This is a genomic window from Citrobacter sp. Cc139, assembly GCF_030334645.1.
In the GTDB taxonomy this organism is placed as follows: domain Bacteria; phylum Pseudomonadota; class Gammaproteobacteria; order Enterobacterales; family Enterobacteriaceae; genus Citrobacter; species Citrobacter werkmanii.
In genome coordinates this window covers 179880-193624 of sequence record NZ_JAOWDM010000069.1, presented here as the reverse complement: position 1 = coordinate 193624, position 13745 = coordinate 179880, and the positions used below count along the sequence as shown (strand labels likewise).

The following is a 13745-nucleotide window of genomic DNA, read 5'->3' as shown; positions in this document are numbered from 1 at the left end:
CCCTATGAAGACCTCTATATTCAAAAGCCTTTACTTTCAGGTCCTGACAGCAATTGCCATTGGTATTCTCCTTGGCCATTACTACCCTGAATTAGGCGCTCAAATGAAGCCGCTTGGTGATGCTTTCGTTAAGCTCATCAAGATGGTCATCGCACCTGTCATCTTCTGTACTGTCGTGACCGGCATTGCAGGCATGGAAAGTATGAAAGCAGTAGGCCGCACCGGTGCGGTTGCACTGCTCTATTTTGAAATTGTCAGTACGATTGCGCTGATCATCGGCCTCATCATCGTCAACGTGGTGCAACCTGGTGCCGGGATGAACGTCGATCCGGCAACGCTGGATGCCAAAGCGGTAGCGATTTACGCCGAACAGGCAAAAGACCAGGGGATCGTAGGTTTCCTGATGGACATTATCCCTGCGAGCGTCATTGGCGCGTTTGCCAGCGGTAATATCCTGCAGGTATTGCTGTTTGCGGTAATGTTTGGTTTTGCTCTGCATCGTCTGGGCAGCAAAGGCCAGATGATTTTCAACGTAATTGAAAGCTTCTCGCAGGTTATTTTCGGCATCATCAATATGATCATGCGCCTGGCGCCGATCGGGGCTTTCGGTGCCATGGCTTTTACCATCGGTAAATATGGCGTCGGAACGCTGGTTCAACTGGGGCAGCTGATAATCTGCTTCTACATCACCTGTATTCTGTTTGTGGTTCTGGTACTGGGCTCCATTGCTCGCGCGACTGGCTTCAGCATCTTCAAATTCATCCGCTATATCCGTGAAGAACTGCTGATCGTTCTGGGTACGTCTTCTTCTGAATCCGCACTGCCGCGTATGCTCGATAAAATGGAGAAACTGGGCTGTCGGAAGTCGGTTGTCGGGTTGGTTATACCCACGGGGTACTCGTTTAACCTTGATGGGACATCCATCTATCTGACGATGGCGGCGGTGTTTATCGCTCAGGCCACCAACAGTCATATGGATATTTTCCATCAGATAACCCTGCTGGTCGTGCTCCTGCTCTCCTCAAAAGGTGCTGCGGGTGTGACCGGGAGTGGCTTCATTGTTCTGGCCGCGACTATCTCTGCGGTGGGGCATTTACCGGTCGCTGGCCTGGCGCTGATTCTCGGTATTGACCGCTTTATGTCTGAAGCCCGTGCGCTGACCAACCTGATTGGTAACGGTGTGGCAACTGTCGTTGTGGCTAAATGGGTGAAAGAATTGGATACCAAAAAGCTGGATGACACGCTGAATAATCGTGCGCCGGATGGCAAAACGCACGATTTATCCTCTTAATCTCGTCACTTATGCCCGTAGTCCCTTCCAGGACTGCGGGTGTTTGCGCATAATTACCCCCTGTGCCTGAAACCGTCGATTCGGCGGCGTCGGGATTTTTTCACTTCCTCCGTGACATTTTCATGTTCTTGCGGTCTAACACGAAGTGTTTTTAACGTCATATTCAGAGAGTCCTTTCGCGGGCTGTCTTTTTATTACCAGGATAGTTGATCAGGGGTTCACATGCAGGGCACAAAAATTCGACTTTTAGCGGGCGGCTTGCTGATGATGGCCACTGCCGGCTATGTGCAGGCAGATGCGCTCCAGCCTGACCCGGCGTGGCAACAGGGCACGCTGGCAAATGGTCTACAGTGGCAAGTGCTAGCCACTCCCCAGCGCCCCAGCGACCGTATTGAGGTTCGCCTGCTGGTCAATACCGGTTCACTCACCGAAAGTACGCAACAGAGTGGTTTCAGTCATGCGATCCCGCGTATCGCGCTGACGCAAAGCGGTGGCCTTGATGCCACGCAAGCCCGTTCACTGTGGCAGCAGGGGTTCGATCCCAAACGTCCCATGCCGCCCGTTATCGTTTCTTATGATTCCACGCTATATAACCTCAGTCTGCCTAACAGCCGTAACGACTTGCTGAAAGAGTCACTTACTTACCTGGCGAATATTTCCGGCAATCTGAGCATCACTCCTGAAACGGTTAATCATGCGCTGAGTAGCGAAGATATGGTCGCAACCTGGCCGTCAGATACCAAAGAGGGGTGGTGGCGTTACCGTCTGAAGGGATCAACCCTGCTGGGGCACGATCCAGCTGATCCGCTTAAAACGCCTGTCGATGCCGCGAAAATCCACTCCTTCTACCAGAAATGGTATACCCCGGACGCGATGACGCTGATTATCGTGGGTAACGTAGATGCGCGCAGCGTGGCTGAACAAATCAATAAAACCTTTGGCGAGTTAAAAGGAAAACGGGAAACCCCAGCGCCGGTGCCGACGCTTTCACCGCTGCGTGCAGAAGCCGTGAGCATTATGACCGATGCGGTACGTCAGGATCGCCTTTCCATCATGTGGGACACGCCATGGCAGCCAATCCGTGAATCCGCCGCGCTGTTGCGCTACTGGCGCGCTGATTTAGCCCGTGAAGCGCTGTTCTGGCATATTCAGCAGGAACTGACCAAAAACAATGCCAAAGATATCGGCCTTGGATTTGATTGTCGGGTGCTGTTCCTGCGTGCCCAGTGCGCTATCAACGTGGAATCGCCGAACGGTAAGCTGAATGCGAACCTCGGTACGGTTGCGCGTGAGCTGGCGAAAGTGCGTGATAAGGGCCTGCCGGAAGAAGAGTTCAATGCGCTGGTGGCGCAAAAAAATCTGGAACTGCAGAAACTGTTTGCCACCTATGGCCGTACCGATACCGACATTTTGATCAGCCAGCGTTTGCGCTCGCTGCAAAATCAGGTGGTGGATATCGCGCCTGAACAGTATCAGCGTTTACGCCAGAGCTTCCTCAACAGTCTGAACGTGGAGATGCTGAATCAGGATCTGCGCCAGCAACTGTCGCAAGATATGGCGTTAATTCTGCTGCAGCCGAAGGGGGAACCTGAATTCAATATGAAGGAGCTGCAGGCGACGTGGGATAGCATTATGGCGCCCGTTACCGCGGCGGCAACGCCGGTAGAAACGGATGAATCACATCCTGAAGTGACGGATATCCCGCCGGTACAGTAACCTCCAGACCGGATAAGGCGATTACGCCGCCATCCGGCCTTGGGTGGGTAGGCCGGGGGCGCTTCGCTTGCCCGGCCTACAAGAACAACACGTTATTGCGGCATAGCGTCGCGTGGGATAATCGCCCCGCGATGCTGAATCACCGTGCTTGCCGTCAGGTGACCGCGTTTTGCGGCATCGGCGGCATTGCCACCGGTCAGACGTACCGCCAGATACCCGGCGCTGAAGGAGTCTCCCGCTGCGGTGGTATCAATCACTTTCTCTTTCGGTAATTTAACGGCCGGGACGTCGATCAGCGTTTCACCCTCGATAGAAACCAGACAAGAGTCTGCGCCGCGCTTCACCACGACTTCCTGAACGCCAGCCGCGTGAGTACGGGCAATCACCTCGGCTACAGGTTTTTCACCCCACAATGCGTCTTCATCATCCAGCGTCAGGAACGCGATATTGGTGCATTCCAGCATCTGCTGATAAACCTGCTGCGTTTCTTCTTTGCTACTCCACAGGCGTGGGCGGTAGTTATTGTCAAAAATGACTTTTCCACCGTTAGCGCGGCATTCACGCAGTAACGTCAGCAGTTTGTCACGGCTGGCCGGGCTTAGAATCGCCAGGCTGATTCCGCTCAGATACAGATAATCAAATGTCGCCAGCTCTTCGCAAATCGCGGCGGACTGTTCGCTCTCCAGCCAGAATTTTGCTGCGGCTTCATTACGCCAGTAATAGAAGGTGCGCTCGCCGGTGCTGTCGGTCTCAATGTAGTAGAGTCCCGGCAGGCGGTTTTCCATACGCTGGGTTAATGAGGTGTCAACATTTTCACCCTGCCAGGAGTCCAGCATTTGTTGGCTGAAACTGTCAGTACCCAGTGCAGTCACATAGTGTACCGAAAGCGCCGCTGCATCGACCTGGCGGGCGATATAAACGGATGTATTCAACGTGTCGCCACCGAATCCGCGCTGAACGTCGGCGCCTTTCTGTGACAGCTCAATCATGCATTCGCCAATCACGGCAATCTTTCTGGACATAGTCGTAACCTGCTCTGAAAAAAATTAGCGTTAGTGTGCGCTGTGGGTGTTAAGTGGTCAACTATATTAAAACAACGTTCCATTATTTTTTTGAGCCAGCACGTGTTCTGCGTTGTTTTTTGCCGCCTGGTTTTTATTTTGCCTGCGGCGGAACGTAAAGTTCTGCGCCTGAGCGCCGATAACCTTTGACGAGTCCGGTCAGTCACACTCTTATTTACAGGACATCTTTGATGATAAAGCAGGTTACCCAGCAGCTCATTACGCCCGATGCGAGTATCGAAAGCTTGCAGGCGAGACGCTATTGGCTGCAGTGCGAGCGTGCTTACACCTATCAGCCGATTTACCAGACCGACGGACGGCTGATGGCCGTTGAACTGCTGACCGTCGTGACCCATCCTGATAATCCTGCCCAACGTATTGCGCCAGATCGCTATTTTGCTGAAGTGGCCGTCCGACACCGTATAGAGGTCGTGAAAGAGCAGCTCCTGCAGCTTGAGCTGAAAAAGGACTTTTTCAGAGCCAATAACCTGCTGGCTTCAGTGAATGTCGATGGCCCAACGCTGATTGCGATGCGCCAGGATCCTGAAATCCTGAAAATCATCGAATGCCTGCCGTGGCTGCGTTTTGAGCTGGTGGAGCATATCCGCCTGCCGAAGGGGTCGTCGTTCGCCTCAATGTGCGAGTTTGGTCCCCTCTGGCTGGATGATTTTGGTACCGGAATGGCGAACTTCTCGGCCCTGAGCGAAGTGAGTTACGACTATATTAAAGTGGCGCGGGATCTGTTTGTCATGCTGCGCCAGACGCCGGAAGGCCGCAATCTCTTCACGCTGTTGTTACAGCTGATGAACCGCTATTGCCGCGGGGTAATTGTTGAAGGTGTTGAAACACTTGAAGAGTGGCGTGATGTGCAAAACTCACCGGCTTTCGCGGCGCAAGGCTATTTTCTTTCTCGTCCAGTACCTCTGCATACCCTCGAAGAGGTGATCCTGTCGCTTTGATTCGGATGTAGCGTCCCTCATTTTGCCCTGCTGGACTATCTTTAGGACAGGCAAGGAAGGAAGTGAGGACGCTAACTATGACAAAAGCAGGCAAAATAACCACATCCGTATTAGGGGTTTTCTTGTTGTTGATCGTCGTATTCATCATTGTGATTGCGACATTTGACTGGAACCGGCTCAAACCGACCATCAACCAGAAAGTCTCTACAGAACTCAACCGGCCCTTCGCCATACGGGGCGATCTGGGCGTGGTTTGGGAGCGCCAGAAGCAGGAAACCGGCTGGCGTAGCTGGGTTCCGTGGCCGCACGTTCATGCCGAGGATATTATCCTTGGCAACCCGCCGGACATTGCCGACGTCACCATGGTGCATCTTCCCCGTGTGGAAGCCACGCTCGCGCCGCTGGCATTACTGACAAAAACCGTCTGGCTACCGTGGGTCAAGCTGGTAAAGCCTGATGCGCGCCTCATTCGCCTGTCGGAAAAAAACAATAACTGGACTTTTACCCTCGCAGAAGATGAAAACCGCGATCCTAATGCGTCGCCCTCTGCGTGGTCTTTCCGGCTGGATAATATTCTCTTCGATCAAGGACGCATCGCTATTAACGATAAGGTGACTCGCTCGGAGCTTGAGATCCTGGTCGATCCGCTGGGTAAGCCATTGCCTTTTAGCGAAGTGACGGGCGCAAAAAATAAAGAGAGTCAAACCCGCGTTGAGGACTACGTATTTGGTTTGCAGGCCAAAGGACGCTATAACGACGAACCGCTAAGCGGTAGCGGAAAAATAGGCGGGATGCTGGCGCTGAGGGGCGAAGGAACCCCTTTCCCGGTGCAGGCTGATTTCCGGTCGGGCAATACGCGCGTAGCATTTACCGGTACGGTAAATGACCCGATGAATATGGGCGGCGTGGATCTGCGGCTTAAATTCTCGGGTGATTCGCTAGGGGATTTGTACGATTTGACGGGGGTGCTGCTCCCGGATACGCCGCCGTTTGAAACCGACGGGCGTCTGGTGGCGAAAATCGATCCGGAAAAATCCTCTGTTTTTGATTACCGCGATTTTAATGGCCGTATTGGCGACAGCGATATTCATGGAACGCTAACTTATACGACCGGTAAGCCGCGTCCGAAACTGGAAGGGGACGTCGAATCACGCCAGCTGAGACTGGCTGATTTGGGACCGCTGATTGGTGTGGATTCGGGTAAAGGCGCGGAAAAGGCCAAACAGTCTGAACAGCGCAAAGGTGAGAAGAGCGTCCAGCCTGCCGATAAAGTCTTACCGTATGACCGTTTCGAAACTGACAAATGGAATGTGATGGATGCTGACGTACGTTTTAAAGGTCGGCGCATTGAACACGGCAGCAGCCTACCGATTAGCGATCTCTCCACCCATATCATCCTGAAAAATGCCGACCTGCGCCTGCAGCCGCTGAAATTTGGCCTGGCGGGAGGCAGCATTGTTTCCAGAATCCATCTGGAAGGGGATAAAAAGCCGATGCGTGGGCAGGCGGATATTCAGGCTCGCCGCCTGAAGCTAAAAGAGCTCATGCCGGATGTAGAACTGATGCAGAAAACGCTCGGTGAAATGAACGGTGACGCTAAATTTAGCGGCAGCGGAAACTCGGTGGCCGCGCTGTTGGGAAACAGCAATGGCAACCTGAAGCTGCTGATGAACGATGGCTTAATCAGCCGGAATCTGATGGAAATTGTGGGATTAAATCTGGGTAACTATCTCGTTGGTCAGATATTTGGTGACGATGAGGTCCGGGTGAACTGCGCGGCGGCGAATCTGGATATCGTTAACGGCGTGGCGCGTCCTCAAATCTTTGCTTTTGATACGGAAAATGCGGTGATCAATGTGACCGGGACCGCGAGTTTTGCCTCTGAGCAACTGGATTTAACCATCGATCCAGAGAGCAAAGGTATTCGTATTATTACGCTGCGTTCGCCGCTGTATGTTCGCGGGACCTTCAAGAACCCGCAGGCAGGTGTAAAAGCCGGGCCATTGATTGCGCGTGGTGCGGTTGCCGCCACATTAGCCACGTTAGTCACTCCAGCGGCGGCACTGTTGGCGCTGATTTCCCCTTCCGAAGGGGAAGCCAACCAGTGCCGGGCGATACTGTCGCAAATGAAGAAGTGATGTCAGGCCGGATGCGATGGTTACACCGCATCCGGCAAAAGAATCATAATGACTGATGACGGGTCTCATGGGTTAACAGCAGCGCGATCAATGTCAACGCCGCCATCGATGCCAGATACGTTCCTACCGCTGCCAGACCGTAGTTAGCCTGCAGCCATGCGGCAATATACGGGGCAACGGAAGCGCCAAGAATCGACGAAACGTTATATGAGAATGATGCGCCCGTGTAGCGAACCTCGGTTGGGAACAGCTCCGGCAGCAACGCGCCCATCGGACCAAATGTCAGTCCCATCAGGCTTAAACCCAGCAGCAGGAAAGCGAACACCAGCGCCGGATTGCCAGATCCGAGCAGCGGTTTAAAGGCAAACAGCGCAAACAGAATGATAAGCGTGGTGATGATGAGCATGCTCTTGCGGCGACCAAACGCGTCGGCCAGCAGACCCGCCACAGGCACCATAACGCCAAAGCCAATTACCGCCATCATCAGCATCCACAACACTTCATTACGTGGCAGGCCAAGCCCTACAGGCGCGGCGGCTGTACTGAACGTCATCGAATAGACGGTCATGATATAGAACAGCGTATAGGTCGCCAGCATGATGAACGTGCCGAGGATCGTTACGCGAATATGCTTTGTCAGTAAGGTACCCAGCGGGATTTTCACCTGTTTTTTCGCCGCAGCGACTTTGGCGAAGACCGGGGACTCATGCAATGAAACGCGAACGTACAGGCCGATGATCACCAGTACCGCAGAGAAGATGAACGGTACGCGCCAGCCCCAGCTCATAAACTGTTCATCGGTCAGCAGCCAGGAGAGCAGCAGAAAAGTGCCGTTGGCGAAGAAAAAGCCGATAGGCGCGCCCAGTTGCGGGAATGATCCGTACAGCGCGCGTTTACGCGGCGGCGCGTTTTCCGTTGCCAGCAACGCCGCGCCGCCCCACTCACCGCCCAGACCTAAACCCTGACCAAAACGCGCCAGTGCCAGCAGCAACGGGGCGAAAATGCCGATAGTTTCATAGCCCGGCAGCAGGCCAATGACAACCGTTGAAATCCCCATGGTAAGCAGTGAAGCAACCAGCGTGACTTTACGGCCTACGCGATCGCCGAAATGGCCGAACACCGCGGAGCCGATTGGCCGGGCCACAAAAGCGATAGCGAAGGTGGCGAGGGACTGCAGCGTAGCCGCGGTCGGATCTCCCTGCGGGAAGAAAATATGGGGAAACACGATCACCGCGGCGGTCGCGTAGATATAGAAGTCGAAGAACTCAATGGCGGTACCAATGAGTGAGGCGACGACAACTTTATTGCGCGAGTTGACCGGGGTGTGTTCCTGTTCGTTGTCGAGTGTTGTGGCTGTTGCTTGCATAATATTTTCTTATTTTTGGCCGAACGAAAGGCCATATTACGCACAGCAAAAGCGATATTTCAATCTGTAACAAACCCTGCAATTGGTCAAAAAAAGAGCAAAAAGGGGATAATATTCAGGCTGAAGATTTCACTTCCATGAAATGCTTCACATAATTTAAAACTTGGATGATAAAACTGGTTTTTGGTTAAATAAAAGTTACGGGTTGGATTTATTCACTAAATCAGTAAGAACGGGCGGCATTATAATTGCCGGATGGCGCTGCGCTTATCCGGCCTACAAACTCACCCGTAGGCTGGATAAGACGCGTGCGTCGCCATCCGGCAATTCACAACTAATCCGGCGGTGGCTATTGCGTTTTCCCCGGCATCCGCGGGTCATCTTTGTATTCCGCCGTGGCTATCCAGGCGGCGCAAAACAGCGTCAGACGAGCGAAGAAGTAGAAGAACGCCATCAGTCCAAGCACGGAACCAAACGCCGCGCCTGACGGCGATTGCACCAGTGACGGCAGCATGTAGGTCATGATCATTTTGATAACTTCAAACCCCAGCGCCGCGATAAATGTGCCGCGAATGAGTGCTTTCTTACGTGGTCGGTGACGCGGCAGTCGCCAGAAAATCCAGAAGAAAAGCAAATAGTTGGCGAAAATAGAGATGGTCAGGCCGATCAGGCGCCAGGCGGGTTTCAGCCATTCGATGCCGTCGAGATACAGCGCAGAGATAATCATCTGCTGGGCGGAACCGGCGATAGAAGTAATGGACAGAGTGACAATCAGCGCAATCAACAAACCAATCAATGAAACAAAATCGCGCAGGTATTTAACCCAAATTTTTTCCTGATCCTGCGGCGTACGCTCCCAAACATCTCGCGACTGGGCACGAATCGCTTCGCGCAGATTGCCCATCCAGTTAATCCCGGAATAAAGGGCGATCCCAAGCCCGACCAGACCCACGGTGGTTCGCTGCTGAACGGCAGTGTTAATGGTGTTTTTTAACGTGGAGGCGAGCGTCGGGTCGCTGACGTTAAGCAGTATTTTGCTGAAGATATCCTGCAACAGCGTAGGGTGGGAGGCGAGAATAAAACCGGCGGCGGCAAATGACACCATCAGGATAGGGATCATCGACAGGAACGAGAAGTAGGTGATAGCGGCGCCAAACTGGTTTCCCATGCGGTCATTAAAACGCTCTGCGGCTCGAATCATATGGGCGATGACGGGCTGGCGTTGAATTTTATCGGCGAGGGTCAGGGCTGTTTGCAATGCCTGGTTGGTCGTACCGTTGGTTTCTGTTTTTTCACGCTCCTGGGTCTCAATTTTTGGGATCGGTGCGTGCTCAAGTTCCTGAATGGGGCGTTTTATCTCTTTTTCCTGCGTCATCAGGCCAGTATTCCTTGTTCTGTTCATTCTCAGGACAGTATAGCTTGTCAGTCCACATAATCTTTCATTACGCCGGTCAGCCATTCCATAAACAGATGAACCCGGCGGGAGAGGTTGCGGCGATGCGGATACAGCAGAGAAACCGGCATCGGCTCGGCACGATACTGCCCTAACACCTCGATCAGCGTACCGGCGCGCAGGGCATCGCGTACGCCGACGCGTGGCACCTGAATAATGCCCAGGCCGGCAAGGCACGCTGCATGATAGGTTTCCGTGCTGTTCACCGTCAGCATGCCGCCGGTTTTAACCCATTGAGTACCGTTGCCTGTCGCCACCTCGAAACCTTGCGCACGCGTTCCCAGGTTCACCGAGTAATGCACCACCGCATGTGAGGCTAAATCTTCCAGGCTTTCCGGATAGCCAAAGCGGGCCAGATATTCTGGGCTGGCGCAGTTAATCTGCGTGAGTTTACCCAGCGGACGGGCAATCAGCCCTGAATCTTTCAGCGTACCTACGCGTACGACGCAGTCGAAACCTTCGCGGATCAAGTCTACCAGCCGATCGCTGCTGCTGAGTTCGAGTTCAAGTCCCGGATATTGATGCAAGAAGGCTGCCAGGCGAGGCATCACCAGATTTCTCGCGACGCCCACCGGCATATCCACGCGCAGCTTGCCGCTGATACTGGCCGAATCGTGATGGAATAGTCCATCCAGTTCATCCAGATTGCTTAGCAGATCTTTCGCGCGTTCATAATAGATCATGCCGTCTTGTGTGAGCTGGACGCGTCGGGTGGTGCGGTGCAACAGCTGCGTGCCAAGATGATTTTCCAGGGCCTGGATTTGTCGCGATACGCTACCTTTAGGTAGTCCAAGGGTGTCCGCCGCACGCGAAAAACTCTCCAGTTCTGCGACGCGGATGAACAACTGCATTGCGTGAATTTTATCCATTCTCATGCCCTATTGTTGTTCTGTATGAAACAGTAATGCGCAATCAGCGATATTTATTGTTTTTCTACCACCTAATAAGCTCTGTCTCAATCTTCACTACACATGAAATGAGGTTTCTTATGACGCAACGTATCGCATTGGTGACCGGCGGTGGTCGTGGACTCGGTAAAAACGCGGCGCTTAAGCTGGCAAGCAAAGGAATCGGTATCATCCTGACGTGGAACAGCAATGAAAAAGAAGCGCTGCAGGTTGTGGATGAAATTCGCCAATCTGGCGGTAAAGCAGCGGCATTACCGTTGAATGTCGGGGATATTTCAACATTCCCTCAGTTTATAAAACAGGTGCGGGAAACCTTACAGACCCAGTGGCAAAGCGACAGCTTTGATTATTTATTGAACAATGCCGGGATTGGTATTAACGCGCCGTATCCCGCGTTCACCGAAGCGCAATTTGATCAACTTTTAAATATCCATTTTAAAGGTCCTTTTTTCCTGACGCAGAACCTTTTACCGCTGATGAACAGAGGCGGCAGGATCCTCAATGTGTCAACCGGACTCACGCGCTTTGCGCTGCCGGGTTACAGCGCATACGCGGCTATGAAAGGGGCGATGGAAGTGTTAACCCGTTATCAGGCAAAAGAGCTGGGGGAGCGCGGAATTACGGCCAATATTATTGCCCCCGGCGCGATAGAAACCGATTTTAGCGGTGGAAATGTGCGGGATAACGCGCAACTGAATGCGTACATTGCTTCGCAAACAGCGTTGGGGCGCGTTGGTTTGCCGGATGATATCGGTGACGCGATTGCCGCGTTGCTCAGCGATGAGCTGGCGTGGATGACGGCGCAGCGTGTTGAGGTCTCCGGCGGAATGTTCCTGTAACCCGTCGTGTCTTATTCAGCCAGATATTGGCTGAATAAGCATTTAATGCGATTTTTTATTTTGTAACATATTTGAATGATGGTTGGCATTCCTTATTTTTCGACAAAAATATAGACTGCATATAATTAATATTAATTAATATACATGAGCGTCAAAATATAAGAATTTACTTAATATATTTCGTTGGTTTTGTTTCTTTGTGTGATTCTGTTGATTGAGCTGTAACTAATCATAATTTCTGCTTCTTTCTTCTACGACTATCGGTACAATGGCCCACCCGCCAAATGGTGACTTCTTATTTTACCCTATGGGTAATACCCTTCCGCGCGCTAAGGCTAATATCTTATTCAGACGGAGATAAATAATGCAGTTAATAATGTTTGACAGGCAGTCAATATTTATTCATGGAATGAATGTAAGTTTACAGCAACGTATTCCAGGAGTGGATGTTCAGGGTGTCAGTCAGACAGATGACCTGTGGCAGAAGCTGGAAGACAACCCTGATGCAATGGTAATGCTGGATGGCGATCTTGATGCTGAGTTCTGCCGCAGCTTGCTGCAACAGATCGCGCAACGCAATTCGGCGGTAAAAGTGCTGGTAACAGCAACGGATTGCCGGAAAAGATGGCTACAGGAGGTCACGCAATTAAACGTGCTGGCCATTGTTCCACGTGACTCTGACGCGGAAACCTTCACACTGGCGCTCAATAGTGTCGCGATGGGCATGATGTTTATCCCCAGAGACTGTATTACAGCGGCTGAGAGTAGCCGCCAAAATATAAGATCGCTCAGTGCGCGTCAGCGAGAAATTTTGACTATGCTGGCCGCGGGCGAGTCGAATAAACAAATTGGCCGACTGTTAAATATCAGTACCGGAACGGTAAAAGCCCATCTTGAGTCGCTTTACCAGCGTCTGGAGGTAAAAAATCGTACGCAGGCGGCAATGATGTTAAACGACGCTATTTAATTGACGTAAATTTCACAGTCAGAAAATTTCTGGCTGTGAAATAGCTTAAGGCCAAATTTCTGTCATGTTAAATCGGGTTATTCCCACGCTGAATATCCACGCAATTAACGTCTCTTGTTGAAACCGATCTTTTATTTGCGGTTTTTTTTCATATAGTAACGCCTCACAGAGATGCAGATCGGCGAGCAGAAGTGCTTCTGCCTGCATTAGCGTAATTGGGGTATCAAAGGTTTCGTCTGCGGCAATTTCATGCCCGTAACCTATCACCCAAATTCCATGTTTATCCTGATACTTTTCCAGCGACAGGCCTTGCCATTGCTTAATAAATGCGACACAGGCGGGTGTGAAGTGCGTTGAACGGAGCGGCATAATACTCTCTGAGTAAAGAGATATATTTTAAGAAATCCACTCCGTTACGCCAGTTGCCATGTAGCCAGTTTTTACAGCAAAACGCCTTATGGCATTGGCGGCTGATATTCACGTTTTAACAGGCCGAAAAGCCAGTCATCGCGCCAGGTTTGTTGTAGCCAATAGCTTTCCCACAGCGTACCTTCGTGAATGAACCCAATCTTTTCCAGCAGACGTCTTGAGGCTTCGTTTCCTGCGGTGACGCAGGCCGTCAGCCGGCGGAGTCCGCCGTGGGTAAATGCGTAATCGCAAACGGCATGCAGGGATTCAGTGCCATAACCTTTACCCTGTGCCTCGGGAGTAAGCAAAAAACCGACCTCGGCACATTCATTGTTTTCATGAATATATCCAGTCACCCCCAGCGGCGTTCCCGATGCCTTATCGCACAGCACCAGGCAAAGCCAGTGCTGGCTGCCGGGGGACCACTCTGGTAAGCGTGAATGAAAGGCTGCCTGTATCTCTTGTTCTGTGCGCGTATCAGCGACAAAGCGCATCACATCAGCGTTCTGCTGTAACGTTAAAAAGAACGCCCAATCTTCAATATTCAATGGACGACAGATCAGGCGCGATGTTTTCAATACGGGCACGGACATATCTCCTGAATAATTTTCCATGATTGTGCGGAAGTCACTGTAAAAC

At 52.0% G+C, this 13745-nt stretch carries 12 protein-coding genes; 6 read left to right on the top strand and 6 right to left on the bottom strand.

The features are described 5' to 3' along the window. The first annotated feature begins 4 nt into the window (after positions 1-4). Together dctA and OGV69_RS05550 are read left to right on the top strand one after the other, a co-directional pair. On the top strand, positions 5-1291 hold the full coding sequence (gene dctA / locus OGV69_RS05555) for a C4-dicarboxylate transporter DctC (RefSeq protein WP_006687518.1): 1287 nt from the start codon (positions 5-7) through the stop codon (positions 1289-1291). A gap of 222 nt (positions 1292-1513) precedes the next feature. Then, positions 1514-3007 carry a M16 family metallopeptidase gene (locus OGV69_RS05550; protein WP_038635132.1) on the top strand — a complete coding sequence of 498 codons (1494 nt, stop codon included), beginning with the start codon at positions 1514-1516 and terminating at the stop codon, positions 3005-3007. Positions 3008-3099: 92 nt separating this feature from the next. Here OGV69_RS05550 and kdgK read toward each other — a convergent pair whose 3' ends face one another. Next, positions 3100-4029, bottom strand: coding sequence for a 2-dehydro-3-deoxygluconokinase (gene kdgK, locus OGV69_RS05545; RefSeq protein ID WP_038635130.1), 930 nt, complete (start codon positions 4027-4029; stop codon positions 3100-3102). Between the two features lie 230 nt (positions 4030-4259). Here kdgK and pdeH point away from each other — a divergent pair, with 230 nt between their 5' ends. Both pdeH and OGV69_RS05535 read left to right on the top strand, forming a co-directional pair. Continuing rightward, positions 4260-5027, top strand: a complete 768-nt coding sequence (gene pdeH, locus OGV69_RS05540) for a cyclic-guanylate-specific phosphodiesterase (RefSeq protein ID WP_038635128.1) — start codon at positions 4260-4262, stop codon at positions 5025-5027. Positions 5028-5104: 77 nt separating this feature from the next. Then, the gene (locus tag OGV69_RS05535) at positions 5105-7165 is read left to right on the top strand and encodes an AsmA family protein (RefSeq protein ID WP_069323750.1); all 2061 of its coding nucleotides are present in this window, start codon (positions 5105-5107) and stop codon (positions 7163-7165) included. A gap of 43 nt (positions 7166-7208) precedes the next feature. Here the strand turns inward: OGV69_RS05535 and OGV69_RS05530 are convergent, their stop codons facing one another. The 3 genes from OGV69_RS05530 to OGV69_RS05520 form a co-directional block, all read right to left on the bottom strand. Continuing rightward, on the bottom strand, positions 7209-8531 hold the full coding sequence (locus OGV69_RS05530; protein ID WP_069323751.1) for an MFS transporter: 1323 nt from the start codon (positions 8529-8531) through the stop codon (positions 7209-7211). Positions 8532-8880: 349 nt separating this feature from the next. Further along, positions 8881-9906: an inner membrane protein YhjD gene (yhjD, locus tag OGV69_RS05525; RefSeq protein ID WP_038635120.1), complete on the bottom strand. Its 1026-nt coding sequence runs from the start codon at positions 9904-9906 to the stop codon at positions 8881-8883. A gap of 47 nt (positions 9907-9953) precedes the next feature. Beyond that, positions 9954-10853 (bottom strand): LysR family transcriptional regulator, encoded by a 900-nt coding sequence (locus tag OGV69_RS05520; RefSeq protein WP_069323752.1) that lies wholly within the window; start codon positions 10851-10853, stop codon positions 9954-9956. A gap of 119 nt (positions 10854-10972) precedes the next feature. Between OGV69_RS05520 and OGV69_RS05515 the strand changes: the two genes are divergently transcribed. Together OGV69_RS05515 and OGV69_RS05510 are read left to right on the top strand one after the other, a co-directional pair. Then, a complete protein-coding gene (locus OGV69_RS05515; protein ID WP_069323753.1) occupies positions 10973-11731 on the top strand; it encodes an SDR family NAD(P)-dependent oxidoreductase in 759 nt (252 codons plus the stop codon). Positions 11732-12095: 364 nt separating this feature from the next. Next, positions 12096-12698, top strand: coding sequence for a response regulator transcription factor (locus OGV69_RS05510; RefSeq protein ID WP_038635114.1), 603 nt, complete (start codon positions 12096-12098; stop codon positions 12696-12698). Positions 12699-12743: 45 nt separating this feature from the next. Here OGV69_RS05510 and OGV69_RS05505 read toward each other — a convergent pair whose 3' ends face one another. Together OGV69_RS05505 and OGV69_RS05500 are read right to left on the bottom strand one after the other, a co-directional pair. After that, a complete protein-coding gene (locus OGV69_RS05505) occupies positions 12744-13067 on the bottom strand; it encodes a glycoside hydrolase family protein (protein WP_069323754.1) in 324 nt (107 codons plus the stop codon). 86 nt (positions 13068-13153) lie between these two features. Continuing rightward, positions 13154-13693: a GNAT family N-acetyltransferase gene (locus tag OGV69_RS05500; RefSeq protein ID WP_069323831.1), complete on the bottom strand. Its 540-nt coding sequence runs from the start codon at positions 13691-13693 to the stop codon at positions 13154-13156. Between the last annotated feature and the right edge of the window lie 52 nt (positions 13694-13745).